General features: G+C 63.4%; 14 protein-coding genes. 5 read left to right on the forward strand and 9 right to left on the reverse strand.

What is annotated here, in order from left to right; all coding sequences use genetic code 11:
• Positions 1–20: 20 nt before the first annotated feature.
• The 3 genes from AC2VNO_RS06915 to guaB form a co-directional block, all read right to left on the reverse strand.
• On the reverse strand, positions 21–581 hold the full coding sequence (locus AC2VNO_RS06915) for a hypothetical protein (RefSeq protein WP_486933450.1): 561 nt from the start codon (positions 579–581) through the stop codon (positions 21–23).
• 320 nt (positions 582–901) lie between these two features.
• Entirely contained in the window at positions 902–2,476 is a 1,575-nt protein-coding gene (guaA, locus tag AC2VNO_RS06920; protein ID WP_486933451.1) for a glutamine-hydrolyzing GMP synthase, read from the reverse strand.
• A gap of 96 nt (positions 2,477–2,572) precedes the next feature.
• Positions 2,573–4,042, reverse strand: coding sequence for an IMP dehydrogenase (gene guaB, locus AC2VNO_RS06925; protein WP_486933452.1), 1,470 nt, complete (start codon positions 4,040–4,042; stop codon positions 2,573–2,575).
• A gap of 215 nt (positions 4,043–4,257) precedes the next feature.
• Between guaB and AC2VNO_RS06930 the strand changes: the two genes are divergently transcribed.
• From AC2VNO_RS06930 to xseA, 3 genes are all read left to right on the forward strand, one after another.
• The gene (locus AC2VNO_RS06930) at positions 4,258–4,455 is read left to right on the forward strand and encodes a CsbD family protein (RefSeq protein WP_486933453.1); all 198 of its coding nucleotides are present in this window, start codon (positions 4,258–4,260) and stop codon (positions 4,453–4,455) included.
• A gap of 71 nt (positions 4,456–4,526) precedes the next feature.
• A complete protein-coding gene (locus AC2VNO_RS06935; RefSeq protein ID WP_486933454.1) occupies positions 4,527–5,171 on the forward strand; it encodes a PRC-barrel domain-containing protein in 645 nt (214 codons plus the stop codon).
• Positions 5,172–5,324: 153 nt separating this feature from the next.
• Complete coding sequence (xseA, locus tag AC2VNO_RS06940) at positions 5,325–6,665, forward strand: exodeoxyribonuclease VII large subunit (RefSeq protein ID WP_486933455.1); 1,341 nt, start codon at positions 5,325–5,327, stop codon at positions 6,663–6,665.
• 16 nt (positions 6,666–6,681) lie between these two features.
• Here xseA and glrR read toward each other — a convergent pair whose 3' ends face one another.
• The 6 genes from glrR to AC2VNO_RS06970 form a co-directional block, all read right to left on the reverse strand.
• Positions 6,682–8,094 carry a two-component system response regulator GlrR gene (gene glrR, locus AC2VNO_RS06945; RefSeq protein WP_486933507.1) on the reverse strand — a complete coding sequence of 471 codons (1,413 nt, stop codon included), beginning with the start codon at positions 8,092–8,094 and terminating at the stop codon, positions 6,682–6,684.
• A gap of 32 nt (positions 8,095–8,126) precedes the next feature.
• Complete coding sequence (locus tag AC2VNO_RS06950) at positions 8,127–8,678, reverse strand: hypothetical protein (protein WP_486933456.1); 552 nt, start codon at positions 8,676–8,678, stop codon at positions 8,127–8,129.
• Positions 8,675–10,180 carry a sensor histidine kinase gene (locus tag AC2VNO_RS06955; RefSeq protein ID WP_486933457.1) on the reverse strand — a complete coding sequence of 502 codons (1,506 nt, stop codon included), beginning with the start codon at positions 10,178–10,180 and terminating at the stop codon, positions 8,675–8,677. The genes AC2VNO_RS06950 and AC2VNO_RS06955 overlap by 4 nt, the downstream gene beginning before the upstream one ends.
• A gap of 858 nt (positions 10,181–11,038) precedes the next feature.
• Positions 11,039–12,352: an amino-acid N-acetyltransferase gene (argA, locus tag AC2VNO_RS06960; RefSeq protein ID WP_486933458.1), complete on the reverse strand. Its 1,314-nt coding sequence runs from the start codon at positions 12,350–12,352 to the stop codon at positions 11,039–11,041.
• A gap of 131 nt (positions 12,353–12,483) precedes the next feature.
• Positions 12,484–13,749, reverse strand: a complete 1,266-nt coding sequence (locus tag AC2VNO_RS06965; RefSeq protein WP_486933459.1) for an inorganic phosphate transporter — start codon at positions 13,747–13,749, stop codon at positions 12,484–12,486.
• A gap of 64 nt (positions 13,750–13,813) precedes the next feature.
• On the reverse strand, positions 13,814–14,494 hold the full coding sequence (locus AC2VNO_RS06970) for a TIGR00153 family protein (protein WP_486933460.1): 681 nt from the start codon (positions 14,492–14,494) through the stop codon (positions 13,814–13,816).
• A 97-nt stretch (positions 14,495–14,591) separates the two neighbouring features.
• Here AC2VNO_RS06970 and AC2VNO_RS06975 point away from each other — a divergent pair, with 97 nt between their 5' ends.
• Positions 14,592–15,434: a CYTH domain-containing protein gene (locus AC2VNO_RS06975; RefSeq protein ID WP_486933461.1), complete on the forward strand. Its 843-nt coding sequence runs from the start codon at positions 14,592–14,594 to the stop codon at positions 15,432–15,434.
• Positions 15,435–15,466: 32 nt separating this feature from the next.
• Complete coding sequence (locus AC2VNO_RS06980) at positions 15,467–16,348, forward strand: ion transporter (RefSeq protein WP_486933462.1); 882 nt, start codon at positions 15,467–15,469, stop codon at positions 16,346–16,348.
• Positions 16,349–16,350: the final 2 nt, after the last annotated feature.

Raw genomic sequence — 16,350 nt, forward strand, 5'->3', positions numbered from 1 at the left:
GTATTTTTTCCAGGCCTGAGTTAAACCGCGCGGCGAAATTGAGTCGGCTTTAATAAATTTCCTTGTACCTGCTGCAAACGTTCCGAAATTTCAGATGCGTGAATCGCAAGGTCAGAAGATGAACTGTGCAACTCAATAAGGTAGCTTTGGAGTGTGACTGGCTGCTGAGGCGGAGGCACTTGCCCGGTCTGCATTGAAAAAACCTGATTGTTTAAATCTTCTAGACGTTTAAGTCTAAGCCAATGATGCGAGATGACCTGTAGAAGATCTGGGTCGTTGAGGTGCGTAACCAGTATCCCGGAAAGGGTATCCCAAGTTGTAGTGCGTAAATCTGGGTTTCTCATGACCTCTCCGACACGTGAGAGATCGCTGATGCTGTTGAGCACGTGAATATTGTAGTCAAATGATTCGATGAGGGCGAAAATTGAGTCCGAAAGCAGCTTCCTACTTTCCGCTGCCTCGTGCGATCGTGCCTGATTCGTAAGCTGGCGATTGAGATAGAGCGCAACGGGAAGGCCGAGCGCAACCCCAATCACGGTGGAAGTGAGATTCGGCCAGAACGCGTTTAGAAATTCAGTCATACGATGAGATTTTTGTGATACATAATGCCAGTGTAACGGTCCGGTTGTGTGCTCCAACGGAAACGATAGTTCCATTGTCGCACTGTGCACACTTCACCTTTTGGCAGATTGCCGAACACGCTACCGCCCGGGGATAACATCCTTTCCCTGCGACAGCCCTGTCTGCGTTGTACCTACCTGTTCTATCGGCAGTCGTCTCGGCGACCTTAACCTGAGTTAACCCAACCTTGTAACGAATTGCAAAGAAAAAGGGCCTACCTTTTGGTAGACCCTTGATCTTGGTCAGCTTAGCTGTGTCAGGCGTTCCGCCTAGGCGCGTCTCACTCCCACTCGATCGTCGCGGGGGGCTTGCTGCTGACGTCGTAGGTCACGCGGGAAACGCCACGGATCTCGTTGATGATGCGGTTGGAGACTTTCTCCAGCAGCTCATACGGCAGGTGGGCCCATCTAGCGGTCATGAAGTCGATGGTTTCCACGGCGCGCAGGGCAATGACCCATTCGTAGCGGCGACCGTCGCCGACCACGCCGACGGATTTGACCGGCAGGAACACGGCGAAGGCTTGGCTGGTCTTGTGGTACCAGTCGGCGTTGTGCAGTTCCTCGATGAAGATGGCGTCGGCTTCGCGCAGGATGTCGGCGTACTCCTTCTTCACTTCGCCGAGAATGCGCACGCCCAGGCCCGGCCCCGGGAAGGGGTGGCGGTACACCATGTCGTAGGGCAGGCCGAGTTCCAGGCCGAGCTTGCGCACTTCGTCCTTGAACAGTTCGCGCAGCGGTTCGACCAGCTGCAGCTTCATGGTCTCGGGCAGGCCGCCGACGTTGTGGTGCGATTTGATCACGTGGGCCTTGCCGGTCTTGCTGGCGGCGGATTCGATCACGTCGGGGTAGATGGTGCCCTGGGCCAGGAAGTCGACGCCTTCGATCTTGCTGGCTTCCTCATCGAACACGTCGATGAAGGTATTGCCGATGATCTTGCGCTTGGCTTCCGGGTCGTTCTCGCCTTCCAGCTTGCCGAGGAACAGGTCTTCGGCGTCCACGCGGATCACCTTCACGCCCATGTGGCGGGCGAAGGTTTCCATGACCTGGTCGCCTTCGTTCTTGCGCAGCAGGCCGTTGTCGACGAATACGCAGGTGAGCTGGTCGCCGATGGCCTTGTGCAGCAGCGCCGCGACTACCGAGGAATCCACGCCGCCGGAGAGGCCGAGCAGCACGTGGCGGTCGCCCACCTGGTCGCGCACGCGGGCGATCTGGTCTTCGATGATGCGTGCCGGGGTCCACAGCTTTTCGGAGCCGCACACGCCCACCACGAAGTGCTCGAGAATACGCTGGCCTTGCAGGGTGTGAGTCACCTCGGGGTGAAACTGCACGGCGTAGAAGCGCTTCTCCGGCCAGCTCATGGCGGCGATGGGGCAGCTGGGGGTGGATGCGGTGACGGTAAAGGCTTCCGGGGCGCGGGCCACCTTATCGCCGTGGCTCATCCACACGTCGAGCAGTGCCTTGCCGTCGTGGTCCACGTGGTCCTTGATGTCGCGGAACAGCTCGTCGTCGCTGTCGATCTTGACCTGGGCGTAGCCGAACTCCTGCTTGTCGGAGCCTTCCACGGCGCCGCCGAGCTGTGCAGCCATGGTCTGCATGCCGTAGCAGATGCCCAGTACCGGCAAGCCCATCTCGAACACGCACTCAGGCGCACGGGGCGAGCCGGAGGCGACGGTGGATTCCGGGCCGCCGGAAAGAATGATGCCGTTGGGCGCGTACTCGCGGATCTCTTCCTCGGTGATGTCGAAGGCGCGCACTTCGGAGTACACACCGATCTCGCGCACGCGGCGCGCGATCAGCTGGGTGTACTGGGAGCCGAAGTCGAGGATGAGGATCTTGTGGGCGTGAATGTCGGTCATCTGGGCGTCTCTACTGGCAACGTATGGCGGCGGGACAAGGCGTGGCAAAAACGAGCGGCGGGAAAGCCCCGCCGCGTAGACGATCAGAGCAGTGGCTTACCCTGCTCTATAGTTAGGCGCCTCTTTCGTAATCTGCACATCGTGAACATGCGATTCGGCAAAGCCGGCACCGGTGATCTGCACGAACTCCGGCTTGGTGCGCATCTCCTGGATGTTGCTGCAGCCGGTGTAGCCCATGGAGGCACGCAGGCCGCCCATCAGCTGGTGCACGATGGCACTCATCACACCTTTATAGGGCACGCGGCCTTCGATGCCTTCCGGCACAAGCTTCTCGGCGCCGGCGTCCTTGTCCTGGAAGTAGCGGTCGGCGCTGCCCTGGCTCTGGGCCATGGCACCCATGGAACCCATGCCGCGGTAGGCCTTGTAGGTACGGCCCTGGAACAGCTCGACCTCGCCCGGCGCTTCTTCGGTACCGGCCAGCAGGCCGCCCACCATCACTGCACTGGCGCCGGCGGCAATGGCCTTGGCCAGGTCGCCGGAATAGCGCACGCCGCCATCGGCGATCAGCGGGATGTCGTACTCCTTGAGCGCATCGGCAACGTTGGAAACGGCGGTGATCTGTGGCACGCCCACCCCTGCCACCACGCGGGTGGTACAGATGGAGCCGGGGCCGATGCCCACCTTCACTCCGTCGGCGCCGGCTTCGGCAAGCGCCCGGGCGGCAGCGGCGGTGGCGATGTTGCCGCCCACCACCTGGATCTGCGGGAAGTGTTCTTTTACCCAGGCCACGCGGTCGATCACGCCCTTGGAGTGGCCATGAGCGGTGTCGACGATGATCACGTCGACGCCGGCTTCGGCCAGCGCCGCGACGCGGTCAGGGGTTTCCGGGCCGGTGCCCACGGCAGCGCCCACCAGCAGGCGGCCGTCGGCATCCTTGGCAGCGCTGGGGAAGGTGCGCGCCTTCTCGATGTCCTGGAAGGTGACCAGGCCACGCAGGTGGAACTGGTTGTCCACCACCAGCATCTTCTCGACCCGGTGCTCCTGCATCTTGGCCTTGATCACGTCGAGCCCGGTGCCTTCGGCCACCGTCACCAGCCGCTCGCGGGGGGTCATGATGTCGGAAACGCTGTCGCCGTGGTTTGGCTGGAAGCGCATGTCGCGCTCGGTCACGATCCCCACCAGGGTCTCGCCCTCTACCACCGGGAAGCCGGAGAAGCCGTACTCCTGAGCCATGGAGAGCAGGTCTTCGAGCTTGGCCTTGGGCCCGACGGTTACCGGGTCCTTGACGATCACGCTCTCGTGCTTCTTGACCTTGCGCACCTCGGCCGCCTGGGCGGTGATGCTCATGTTCTTGTGGATGATGCCGATGCCGCCTTCCTGAGCCATGGCGATGGCCAGGCGGGCTTCGGTCACGGTATCCATGGCGGCGGAAACGAGGGGGATATTGAGGTAGAGGTCACGGGTCAGACGCGTGCGTAGGCTGACGTCCTTGGGCAGGACTTCCGAGTAGCCGGGTACGAGTAATACATCATCGAACGTAAGAGCTTCTTGGGCCATACGTAGCATAGTCGGCAACACCCAGTGCTGGTGGGGGGAGGGAAAAGTTAATCGACCATTATAACGCCCGGCGGAAGGCACGGGCAATGCGATCTCCCCCATCGGCGACCGGGCGCCAGTCACCTTGGGAAACATTCCGAAACATACTTTGACTTACAACGGCAACAGCGTGAACTAACTTAAGAAGTGCACGACGGGTCCACTCACGGATAGGAGTGACAGAGATGAACTGGGATCAGATCGAAGGTAAATGGAAAGAGATGAAAGGCAAGGCCCGCACCAGCTGGGGTGAGCTTACCGACGATGAGCTGGATCAGGTCGGCGGAAGAAAGGATGAGCTGGTAGGTAAGATTCAAAAGCGTTATGGCCTGGAGCGCGAGGAAGCGGAACGCCAGGTCGATGACTGGGCCAACAAGCTCTGAGCCCCGCTCCGAGCACGCCCAGTGGAAGTAAAGCAAATCCAAGGTCTAAGGACAGGTCAAGGAGAGTTAAAATGCAGAAGCGCACACTGACTATCGCCGTAGCGGCCATTGCCGGTAGCCTCGCCTTCGGTACTCAGGCGATTGCAGACGAAACGCGGTCAGCACAGGGGCTCTATTCTGCCAACGACATCATTGGTGCTGACGTCTATCACGCCGGCGACACCGACGAGGAAGTCGGCACCGTCGAGAACATCCTGCTGGATGACGAAGGTAAGGTCAGCGCGCTGATCGTGAACGCCGGTGGCCTGTGGGGCATGGGTGGTGACGACGTAGTGGTCGGCATCGAGCATTTCTCGATGGAAACCGAGCGCGATGACGACGGCATCTTCGGTCAGGACGGTGTGACTCACCGGATTCTGGTCGACGCCACAGAAGATGAGCTGCAGAACTTCCCCGAGTACGACGAGCAGTGGTTCAACGACGAGCGTGACCGTCGTGCCCAGGAGCGTGGCGATCAGGAAGGCGTCTGGCAGACCACCGGCACCACCGGTACCGGTCAGGTAGGCGACGATGGCGACACCGCCTTCCGTGACGGCGAAGCCGATGGCGACACCGTGGGTGCTACCGACGGCGCCGACCGCGAGCGCACTACCCGCGACAACGCCGACAATGACGCTGAATACACCGATGAGGACATCGTCGACGATTTCGATTGATAAACGTCGGAAGAGAACTATCCCTCCCATGACGTGAATTGCGCCGGGCTCCATGCCCGGCGTTTTCTATGCCGGTTGCCAGGCGCATGCCCAGCTCCGGCATTTGTCATGCTAGCCTTGGTGCCTTACCCAATGGCTCAGGAATTCCGGCTCATGCCCCAAGCCAACGATAGCGCCCTTTCCGTCAGCGAAGTGAACCGACGCGCCCGCGCCCTGCTCGAACAGGGTATCGGCGAGGTGTGGGTGGAAGGGGAGCTTTCCGGCGTGTCGCGGCCGGCATCGGGGCATCTCTATTTCACCCTCAAGGATGCCTCGGCGCAGCTGCGCTGTGCGCTGTTTCGCAACCGCGCCCGCTTCGTGGCAGCCCCCATGCGCGACGGCGACCGCGTGCGGGTACGCGGACGGGTATCGCTGTTCGAGCCTCGCGGCGACTATCAGCTGATCGCCGACGCCGTTCAGCTGGCCGGAGAGGGCGAACTGCTGCTGGCGCTGGAACGGCTCAAGCAGCGCCTTTCCGCCGAAGGCGTCTTCGCCAATGCCCGCCCCCTGCCCTGCCCGCCCCGACACCTGCTGGTGCTGACCTCACCCAGCGGCGCGGCCATTCGCGACGTGCTGGCGGTTCTCAAGGCGCGCTGGCCGCAGGCCAGGGTCACGCTGATCGGGGTGCCGGTGCAGGGGCGTGAGGCGGCACCGGCGCTGATCGCCGCCCTGGGGCTGCTCAACCGCCAGCAGGCGCTCGACCCGAGCCAGGACGTGGTGCTGCTTACCCGCGGCGGGGGCAGCCTGGAGGATCTGTGGGCGTTCAACGACGAGCATCTGGCGCGGGCGATCTTCCATTCGCGGCTGCCGGTCATGTCGGCGGTGGGCCACGAGGTGGACATCACGCTGTCGGATCTGGCTGCCGACGTACGCGCGCCTACCCCGTCGGCGGCGGCGGAGATGCTGGTGCCCGACAGGCGCGAGCTGGAGCGTCGCCTGGTCGGGCTGGAACGCCAACTCATGCGCAGCACCCAGGCCCGGCTAGAGCGGGAAGGCCAGCGCCTCGACCACCTGCGGGCCCGGTTGCGCCACCCCGGAGAGGTTTTGGCCGGCAACCGGCGCACCCTGAACGAGTTGGATGCGCGCCTGCAGCGCGCCCTGTCCATGCGGCTGGCTGCCGAGCGCCGCCAGCTGGTTCACCTGCAACGGCGCTTTACCGCCTGCCACCCGCAGCGCGAATTGAGCCGTGCCGACCAGCGCCTGAGCCGGGCCAGCGCTCGGCTCGAACAAGCCATGCAGCGCGAGATGTCGCGCCAGCACGACCGCCTGGCCGGCCTGGCGCGCCAGCTGCAGGCAGTGAGCCCGCTGGCGGTACTGGGGAGAGGCTACGCCATTGTGCAGGACGAGCAGGGCCAGGTGATACGGCGAGCGGCCGACACCCAGCCCGGCCAGGTATTGACCGCACGGCTGGGCGAAGGGCGTTTGAAGGTAGAAGTGAAGCGACGGCTGAAATGACGGAAGTGAGCTTCCGTCAGTCGGCCTTGAAGGTGCTCGGCTCCAGCTCGTGGCGGGCCAGCAGCTTGTAGAAGTCGGTGCGGTTGCGCCCGGCGATACGCGACGCCTGGGTCACGTTGCCTTCGGTAATCTTGAGTACCTTGACCAGATAGCTGCGCTCGAAGCAGGCGCGAGCGTCGTTGAAGGTCGGCAGCGCGCTGTCCTCTGCCGCCAGCGCCTGGGCCACCAGCGCTTCGGGAATCATCGGCGAGCGCGTCAGCGCCACGCACTGCTCCACCACGTTGACCAGCTGACGCACGTTGCCCGGCCAGGCGCAGGTGGCCAGCAGGTTGAGCGCTTCCGGGGAGAACCCTTTCACGAACGGCTTATGCCGCTCTGCCGCTTGAGCCACCAGATGGCGCGCCAGCAGCGGCACGTCTTCGGCGCGGTCCTTGAGTGCCGGCAGCTTCAGGTTGACCACGTTGAGGCGGTAGAAGAAATCCTCACGGAACTCGCCCTGGTGCATGGCCTGGCTAAGGTCACGGTGCGTGGCGGAGAGAATGCGCACGTTGACCGGCAGCGACTGGGTCGAGCCCAACGGGCGGATCTGACGCTCCTGCAGGGCGCGCAGCAGCTTTACCTGCAGCGGCAACGGCATGTCGCCGATCTCGTCGAGAAACAGCGTGCCGCCCTCGGCGGCCTGGAATAGCCCTTTATGGTCGCTCACCGCCCCGGTGAAGGCACCCTTGGCGTGGCCGAACAGTTCGCTTTCCAGCAGCTGTTCGGGCAGCGCACCGCAGTTGATCGCCACGAACGGCTTGTTGGCCCGCGGGCTGGCATCGTGTATCGCCCGTGACAGCAGCTCCTTGCCCGAGCCGGAGGGGCCGGTGATCAGTACGCTGACATCGGAAGAGGCCACCATGCGCGCCTGCTCCAGCACCCGCTCCATTTCCGGACTACGCGTGATGATGCTGGCCCGCCAGGCGTCGCTCTCGGCGTTGCCGCCGGTGGGCATGTGCGCCAGCGCTTCGTCGAGAGCGCTGAACAACTCGTCGCGGTCCACCGGCTTGGTCAGGAAGCTGAACACGCCCTGCTGGGTGGCGTTCACGGCGTCGGGAATGGAGCCGTGGGCGGTCAGGATGATGACCGGCAGCCCGGGCACTTCACGCTGGATCGCCTGGAACAGCGCCATGCCATCCATTTCGTCCATGCGCAGGTCGGAGAGCACGATGTCGGGGCGCTCCGCGTCCAGCTTGCGCAGTGCCTCGGCGCCGCTTTCTGCGGTGGTCACTCGATAGCCACGGCTTTCCAGGCGCATGCCCAGCAAACGCAACAGGCTGACGTCGTCATCCACCAGCAAAACGTGGGCGTTGGCTGACTTGGCCGACGAACGTGTCGTCGACCTGCGCGCCTCACTCTTGCGTGTATCGGACAATCGGGCCGCTTCCATCACGTCTGTTCTCCCTATCGCTCTGCTATCGCTCAGGGCGACTGCTGTCTCAAGTTCATGTTCTGCTCGATGGCGGTCAGCGCCTCGAGCTTCTCGGCAAGTTCGCTGTTCTCGCGCTGCAGGTTGGCCACCTGGGCACGTGCATTGCCTGCCTGGCCCGACAATGAGCGCCGCCCTTCCAGCTCGTTGCGCCAGTAGCGCAGCAGCGGCTGGAGGTCTTCCGGCGCGGCTTGGGTATGCGTCTGGTAGAGCTCCGTCGCCTCGCGCCATTCGCGCTCGCTGCCCCAGGCCAGGGCCACGGCCCGCGCCAGCTCCCGCTCGGCCTCGCTGCGGCCATGGGCCGCCTCGATCTCGGCCAGGGCCTGGCGACGCCACTCGCCATCGCCACGCTGCGAGGCCAGCCCGAACGCCACCCAGTTGGGCAGCAGGCAGGCTTCATCGTCGAACGTGGGCTCTCCCTCTTCACAGCCAACCGTGGTCGGTATCTCTTCCTCCGGCTCGGCAAGGCCATGTTCGGGCAGGTACTGGCAGCCGCTGAGCGCCAGTGCCAAGCCACCGACACAGAGTGTCAACTTCACCTTCATCGTTCCTCGCTCCTTGCGCTTATGCCCACTGCTACGGGCTCCGTTTTTTGTTGTGCTTGCTGTTCTGTCAAAGGGACCACCTGTCGCGGCAGGGTTAGGCGGAAACATACGTCAAACTCCCTGTCCTCGACCAGCGCCAGGGCGCCGCTCTGAATGCGTGCGCAATCGGATGCCACCGAAAGCCCGATACCCGACCCCTTGAGCGGCCCCTTGCGCCGCGAGCGGCCCTGGTAGAAGGGTTCGAACAGCAGTGGCCGGTCGTTCTCGGCAATCGGCTCGCCGGTGTTGGCCACGTCGAGAATCAGATGGTCGCGTCCGGCATGGGCACGGATCAGCAGGTCGCCGCCATCCTCTCCGTAGGCGATGGCATTGGAGACCAGGTTGTCGAGAATGCGGCCTACCGCAGTGTGGTCCACCACCCACTCCAGCGGGCCGTCGAAGGCGGTAACCCGCATGCCCTTGTGCTCCAGCGCCAGCCGATGCTTGGACAGGGTGGTCTTGACCAGCGTAGCAAGGTCCACCCGCTCGAGGGTGATGCGCTGGTTGTGCTGCAACAGGTTGTAGTCCAGCAGCTGTTCGATCAGCCGCTGCAGCTCGCTGCCGCTGGCATCGATCAGGGTCAGGATCTCGCGCTGACGAGGAGTCATCTCACCGGCCACGCCGTCGGCCAGCAGCGCCGAGCCTTCACGCACGCTGGCCAGGGGCGTCTTCAGCTCATGGGACATGTGGCGTAGGAACTGCTGCTTCTGCGCCTCGAGATCGCTGAGCCGGGTCGACAGCCAGTCGAGCCGGTCGCCCAGTTGGACCAGCTCGGCGGGGCCCTGAATGGTGTCGCGGTCGTTGGTCTCCACCCCACTGCCGATACTGAGAATACGCCGCTCCAGCTGGCGTACCGGACGGATGATCAGCCAGCTGAACAGCAGAATGAGCAGCAAACTGGCCGATACCAGCGCCGTGGTCTGCAGCCACAGGCGCGACTGTACCGCCTCGGCACGAGCGCTGATCAGCTCGATGCTGGCATCGATCTGGCGGTTGGTGGCACGGCGCATGGCTTCGGTATGTTCTGCGAAGGGAACGAACAGCGAGAGCCAGACCTCCATCGACTCGGCTTCCAGCTCGGGGAGCTGCGAGAGCAAGAGAAGCTGCTCCTCCAGCGCCAGCACGTCCGGGTCGCCGGGCAGGAAGCGCCGCTGCTGGGCCAGCAGTTCGCGGAATTCGGAATGGCGTTCGGCGTAGAGTTCGAGCAGGCTCTCCTGCTCCAGCACGGCATACTGACGGGCACTGCGCTCCATCTCGACGGCCAGATTGCTGAGTACCCGGGAGCGCCGGCTCTCTTCGACCGCCTGACGCGCACTCATGTCCGCCAGATGAGAAAGTTCAGACAAGGCTTGACCGGCCTGGTACATGAGCACTCCCAGCGGCAGCATTACCACCAGGAACGCCAATAGTACGAGCTGCAGCAATGAGCGTGGACGCCAGCGGCGCGAGACCCGTTTGGTCATGACCAATGTTCTATTCAGGAGAGGGTATGGAACCAGCATGGTACGTTCCTGAAGGATAACAGAGTTACGCGCCTGACTAATGCTTCCAATCGTTATCGCTGCGGAAAAAAAGAGGCCGGCAAGTGCCGGCCCAAGTACGCAGGGAACTGAAGGGGTGAAAATATAGGCATCGATCGCCTGGTCGAACCATGTCCATACTTTCGACGGACCCGAAGGTCCCGAAGCCCTAATACCGACTCATCGCCACCAGGGGCATCGATACAGGCGAGCGGCGAACCGCTCTGCTTCGATCTGTGGCGCCACCGCGACGAAGTACCGTCAGCGCTGACCCGTAATTCGATCCCCCGAGGGGGATGAGGCATCCTTGCCTGGGCATCCTTGCCCTTTTGGTACCCTTCCATGCCTATCGGCGGTACCCGTCTCATCGCAACCTAAGTTACACATCGCGGAGCGAACGCCGATCGTCGTGAATGCCCGGGTAGCACAGGGCATGGGGGGGTGGTGTTTCCCCGAGCCTCTCGACGATCCGAAGTGATTCGAGCCGTTTGAATCACTTCTTCGTTGCTCACCCTATGTATTGCCAGTAGCGTGCCAATAATCGATATTTTATATATATATCAATAGCTTAAATTTAACACAAAGCTGGCACGGTGACTTTATGCAGAAGACGGCAGGCGAAACGGCTCTCTTGAACCCATATTTCGTCACCATTCGGAGACACCAATATTGAGCCGGCTCGTTTTTCATTAAAAAACATATGGATACGATGTTGCCTTTTTGAGACAAGAAGTAAGAACCCGTTGCCTCAAAGCGACAGCCGCCGCCGAGAGAGCACTCCCGGCGGCGGCTGGTGGGGGGTCATGCCAGCGACTTCACGAGTATCTTCGACTTGCGGGCGTGGTTGTAGGTATCGCGCTTGAGCGTGGGCAGCGACTCGATGTCCGAGGGCCGAAAGCCATGCTCGACGAACCAGTGTGCGGTATGGGTGGTCAGCACGAACAGCGACGCCAGCCCTAGCCGCTTGGCTCGCCGTTCGATCCCCGACAGCAGCAGCGAGCCGCGAGCCCCGCCGCGGTAGCCCACATGGATGGCCAGGCATGCCAGCTCTCCCATGTCGGCGTCGGCAAAGCGGTGCAGCGCGGCGCAGCCGATGATCATGCCGTCGCGTTCGATCACCAGGTAGTCGTCGATCTCGTACTCCAGGCGCTCCCGCGAACGCGGGACCAGCATGCCACGACGCTCCAGCGGTTCGAGCAGCTCCAATAGGCCGCCGATATCGCCGAGTTCGGCCGGGCGCAGCTGCTCGTAGCGGTGCCGGGTGATCATGGTACCCACACCGTCCCGGGTGAAGAGTTCACCGAGCAGGGCATCGTGATCCTGCCAGGAGAGCAGGTGCGTACGGGCCACGCCGTGGCGAGCGGCGGCGCAGGCGGCAGCGATATGGCGCGCCTGCTCGCTGCCCGGCTCGGCGTGGCTCAGCAACGGCTCGGCCTCGTCGGGGCTCAGCTGACGCTGCATGGCGCCGTTCTCGTCGTAGAGCCCGGGCGCCTCGCCCATCAGGATCAGCTTGTCGGCGGCCAGCGCCATGGCCGCATGCTGGGCCACCTCGGAGGCATCCAGGTCGAACACCTCGCCGGTGCTGGAAAAGCCCAGCGGCGGCAGCAGTACCAGTGAGCCGCGATCGAGCAGCCCCTGTACCGCCGAGACACGCAGCCGGCGCACCTCGCCGCTGTGATCGTAATCGACCCCATTGCGCACGCCCAACGGCTTGGCCATTACCAGGTTGCCCGACACCGCGGTGAGCTCCACGCCGTGCAGCGGCGTGTTGGGCAGGCCCAGCGACAGCCGCGCCTCCAGCCACAGGCGCTGCTCGGCGGCGACCCGTTCGACGCAGGCCATGATCGCCTCGTCGGCGACCCAGCGCCCTTCGTGGCGCTGAGGCTCGATGCCGGCCTCGTTCAGCGCCTGCTCCACCTGGGGACGAATGCCGAATACCACCACCAGCCGCACCCCGAGGGTATGCAGCAGCGCCAGATCCTGGATCAGCTGCTCGCCTCGGCCTCGCGCCATGGCTTCACCCTCGATCAGGATCACGAAGGTTCGGCCCCGATGCGCATTGATATAGGGGGAAGAGTTACGGAACCAGTCGACGAAGGGGAAACGAGTATCCAAGGCCGCTCTCCGGCAGCAGGTGGAAGGGGAGACTATCGGTTTCGACTATATCAGAGCGACGAAAACGGCGGCACCACTTGGGTGTCGCCGCTGTCGGCCCAACTCGTGGCAGGCTCTGCCAAGTCAGCGCTTCAACCGAAGATCCACTTGAAGGTGAAGAAGAACATGATCGCCAGCCCCGCACCGGCCGGCAGGGTGATCAGCCACGACATCACGATGGTGCCGATGACACGCAGGTTTAGCGCCGCCATGCCGCGGGCCAGGCCCACGCCGAGCACCGCCCCCACCAGGGTGTGGGTGGTCGAGATCGGCAGCCCCGTACCCGAGGCCAGCACCACGGTGGTGGCGGCCGCCAGCGTGGCGGCGAAGCCGCGGCTGGGGGTCAGCTCGGTGATGCCGGTGCCCACGGTGGCAATCACCTTGTGGCCATAGGTGACCAGGCCCACCACGATGCCGCCGCCACCCAGCACCAGCACCCACCAGGGCACCAGGGCTGCGGTATCGATCATGCCTTCGCTGCGTACCACGCTGATTACCGCTGCCAGGGGGCCGACGGCGTTGGCCACGTCGTTGGAGCCATGGGCAAAGGCCATGGCGCAAGCGGTGAAGATCATCAGTACGCCGAAGACGCGCTCGACGTTGCCGTAGCCGAAGCTGTCGCCGATACGCTGCTCGTGCTTGACGCGGTTCTCCATGACGATGCCGATGCCCATGATGCCGATGCCCAGCAGCACGGAGAGCAGGAGACTCTGGCCGAAGGTGAAGTCGAGCCCGACATGGGTCAGCCCCTTGGTCAGGGTCACCATGGAGACGATGAAGCCGACCAGGAAGATGTAGAACGGCACGGTACGCTTGGCCGCGGCGAAGGGGTCCTTGGCCTCGAAGATCAGGTACTGCACCGATTTGAACAGTAAAAAGGCGATGGCGCCCGCCAGCAGCGGCGAAACGACCCAGCTCGAGGCGATGGTGCCGACGCGATTCCATGCCACCGCTTCCATGCCCAGCCCCACCGCACCGAAGCCGACGATGGCCCCGACGATGGAGTGGGTGGTGGAAACCGGCCAGCCCTTGGCCGAGGCGATCATCAACCACAGGGCGGCGGCCAGCAGCGCCGAGAGCATGCCGTAGACGAGCAGTTCCGGGTTGGCCTGAAGCAGTACCGGGTCGACGATGCCACCGCGTATGGTCGCGGTGACCTCGCCACCGGCCAGCCAGGCGCCGAGGAATTCGAAGATCACGGCGATGATGATCGCCTGCTTGATGGTGATGGCCTTGGAGCCCACCGAGGTGCCCATGGCGTTGGCGACATCGTTGGCGCCGACGCCCCAGGCCATGAAAAAGCCGAAAAGGCAGGCCAGGATGATGAAGATTTCACCATGCTGCGCAATGATCGACATAGGGGTTGGTTCCTATGTGGCTGTCGGAAGAGTGGAACACCGTGCCGGGATCGCCGGCGGTATCCTAGCGGGCAGTGAGTATCTGCAGGCGGCTGCCGACGCGCTCGGCACGGTCGGAAAGCTCTCCGACCCAATCGATGATCTTGTAGAGGAAGACCACATCCACCGGCTTGAGCCGATCTTCGAGATCGAAGAGCAGGCGACGGATGGCGATCTGCTGGTGATCGGCCTGCTGCTCGAGGATGTGCAGCTCGCGAATCATGTTGAGCATGACGTCGGATGCATGGCGGCCGAAGCCCGACTCGAGAAGATCCTGAAGTTCTTCGAGCGCCTGGCGCGCCTGGGCGACACAGGCCACGGCGGTGCCCATGTAGTCGCGCATCGGCTGAGCCAGCTCGGTGGGAACCTGCATGCGACGCCCCAGCATGATGCCGGTAATGTCACGCACCTTGTTGGCTATCTTGTCCTGTACCGTGATCAGATCGAGCAGATCGGTGCGGGAAACGGGCAGGAACATGGTGTTGGGCAGGTTGAGGCGAAGCTCGGTCTTGAGGTTGTCGGCCTCGTGCTCCAGCTGCGTGATGATCTCGCGGACCTTGGCGGCCTCTTCCCAGTCCCCCGTGAGGGTGGCTTCGAAGAAGGGCAGCAGCTGGTCGGCACACTCGTTGGCCTTGGCGATATGGGCCAGCAGTGGCTGAAACGGCGAGCGGCCGAACATGGCCGAAAACGGGTTGGGTTTGACCATGGCGTAAGATGCGCTTGTGAAATGGCGGCGCCAGTATAAAGAATGGCACCCTGTCACGTCATGGAAATATTCGCGCAACGTTATAGACAGGACTCGCATGAGCCACGAGATCGAGATGAAATTGGCGCTGGGCGAAACCGGGCCGCAGCTGCTGTTGCAGCACCCGCTGCTGCGCAATGGGGTGGACGCCGCCCAGCGCCTGGCCAATACCTACTACGATACCCGCCAGGGCGAGCTCGAGGCCGCACGCATGGCGCTGCGCCTGCGACGCTGCAACGACAGCTGGGTACAGACGCTGAAGACCAGCGGCGAGGGTAGCGGCGGATTCAGCCGCAGGCATGAGTGGGAATGGCCGGTGGCGGGTGATGCACTCGATCTGGCCGGCCTGGCCGAACTGCCGCCCTGCGCCGAGCTTGGCGCTGGGGTGCTGCAACGGCTCGAGCCACGCTTCACCACCGACTTCGAGCGCCGCCTGTGGTGTCTGGAGCTGGCCGACGCCACCATCGAGGTGGCGCTGGATCAGGGCGAAATACGTGCTGCCGGTCGGCGGGTGCCTATTCGCGAGCTGGAGCTGGAGCTCAAGGACGGCGACCCGCAGGCACTTTGGCGCTTGGCGCTTGCCCTGGCCGAAACCGTTCCGCTGCGTCCCGCCGAGGCGAGCAAGGCCGCGCGCGGCAGCGCTCTACTCACCCAAGGCTGGACGTTGCCGCAAGGCCAGCGTGACACGCAACGACTGCACCGCGCCTTGCTGGCATTGGACGCCTTGACCGATACCGGCGAGGATGACTGGCGGGCAACGGCGAGGGAGACGCTGCTCGAACTCGACGCCCAGAGCCATGGTGAAGCCGGCAGCTTGGCCGCCATGCTGGAACGGCCCGACTGGCTTAGCGTGAACTTCGGGCGTACGGCGCTGCGCCTGGCGCACCGCCTGGCAGCATGAGGAAGTCGGCCGATAGTACAGGGAGAGACGAAATGACCGAGCCATTCGGGCCAGCCGACGAGGGCGTACGCACGCGCCTGTTCCAGATCATCTTCGAATCGGATACGCCGCTGGCCAAGGGCTTCGATATCGTTCTGATCCTGATGATCCTTGCCAGCGTGCTGGTAGTGATGCTGGCTACCGTCGAACGCTTCGGCACGGCCTATGGTGAGTGGTTCTACTGGATCGAATGGGGCTTTACTCTCGCCTTCACCCTCGAACTTGCGATACGCATCTACATCCTCGACAAGCCGATGCGCTATCTGCGCAGCTTCTACGGCATCATCGACATCGTGGCCATTCTGCCCACCTGGCTGATGCTGCTGATACCCGGCACCCAGACCCTGGTGATCGTGCGCTTGCTGCGCGTGCTGCGCATCTTCCGCGTACTGCGCCTGATGCAATTCGTCGGTGAGGGGCGGCTGCTGGTGGAGGCTCTCAAGAACAGCTGGCATCAGATCTTTCTGTTTCTGTTCACGGTCTTCCTGCTGGTCACGCTATTCGCCGCGCTGGTCTACATGATCGAGCCTGCCGAAGCCGGCTTCACCAGCATTCCCATCGCGGTGTACTGGGCCATCGTGACCCTGACCACGGTGGGGTACGGCGATATCGTGCCCATCACGCCGCTGGGCCAGGCGATCTCGACGCTGGTCATGCTGATCGGCTACTCGATCATCGCCGTACCCACCGGGGTGTTCTCGGCCGAGGTGATCCGCTCGATTCGCTCCGACCGTTACTCCGACCAGGCCTGTCCCGGCTGCGGTCACGACCGCCATGAGAAGCGCGCGCTCTACTGCCTCAAGTGTGGCACCTGGCTGGATGAGGAAACCCCCGACCCCGGCGCTTCCAAGAAAAAGCACGGGCAGGCTCGCTGACG

This window comes from Halomonas sp. TH-94, assembly GCF_057473365.1.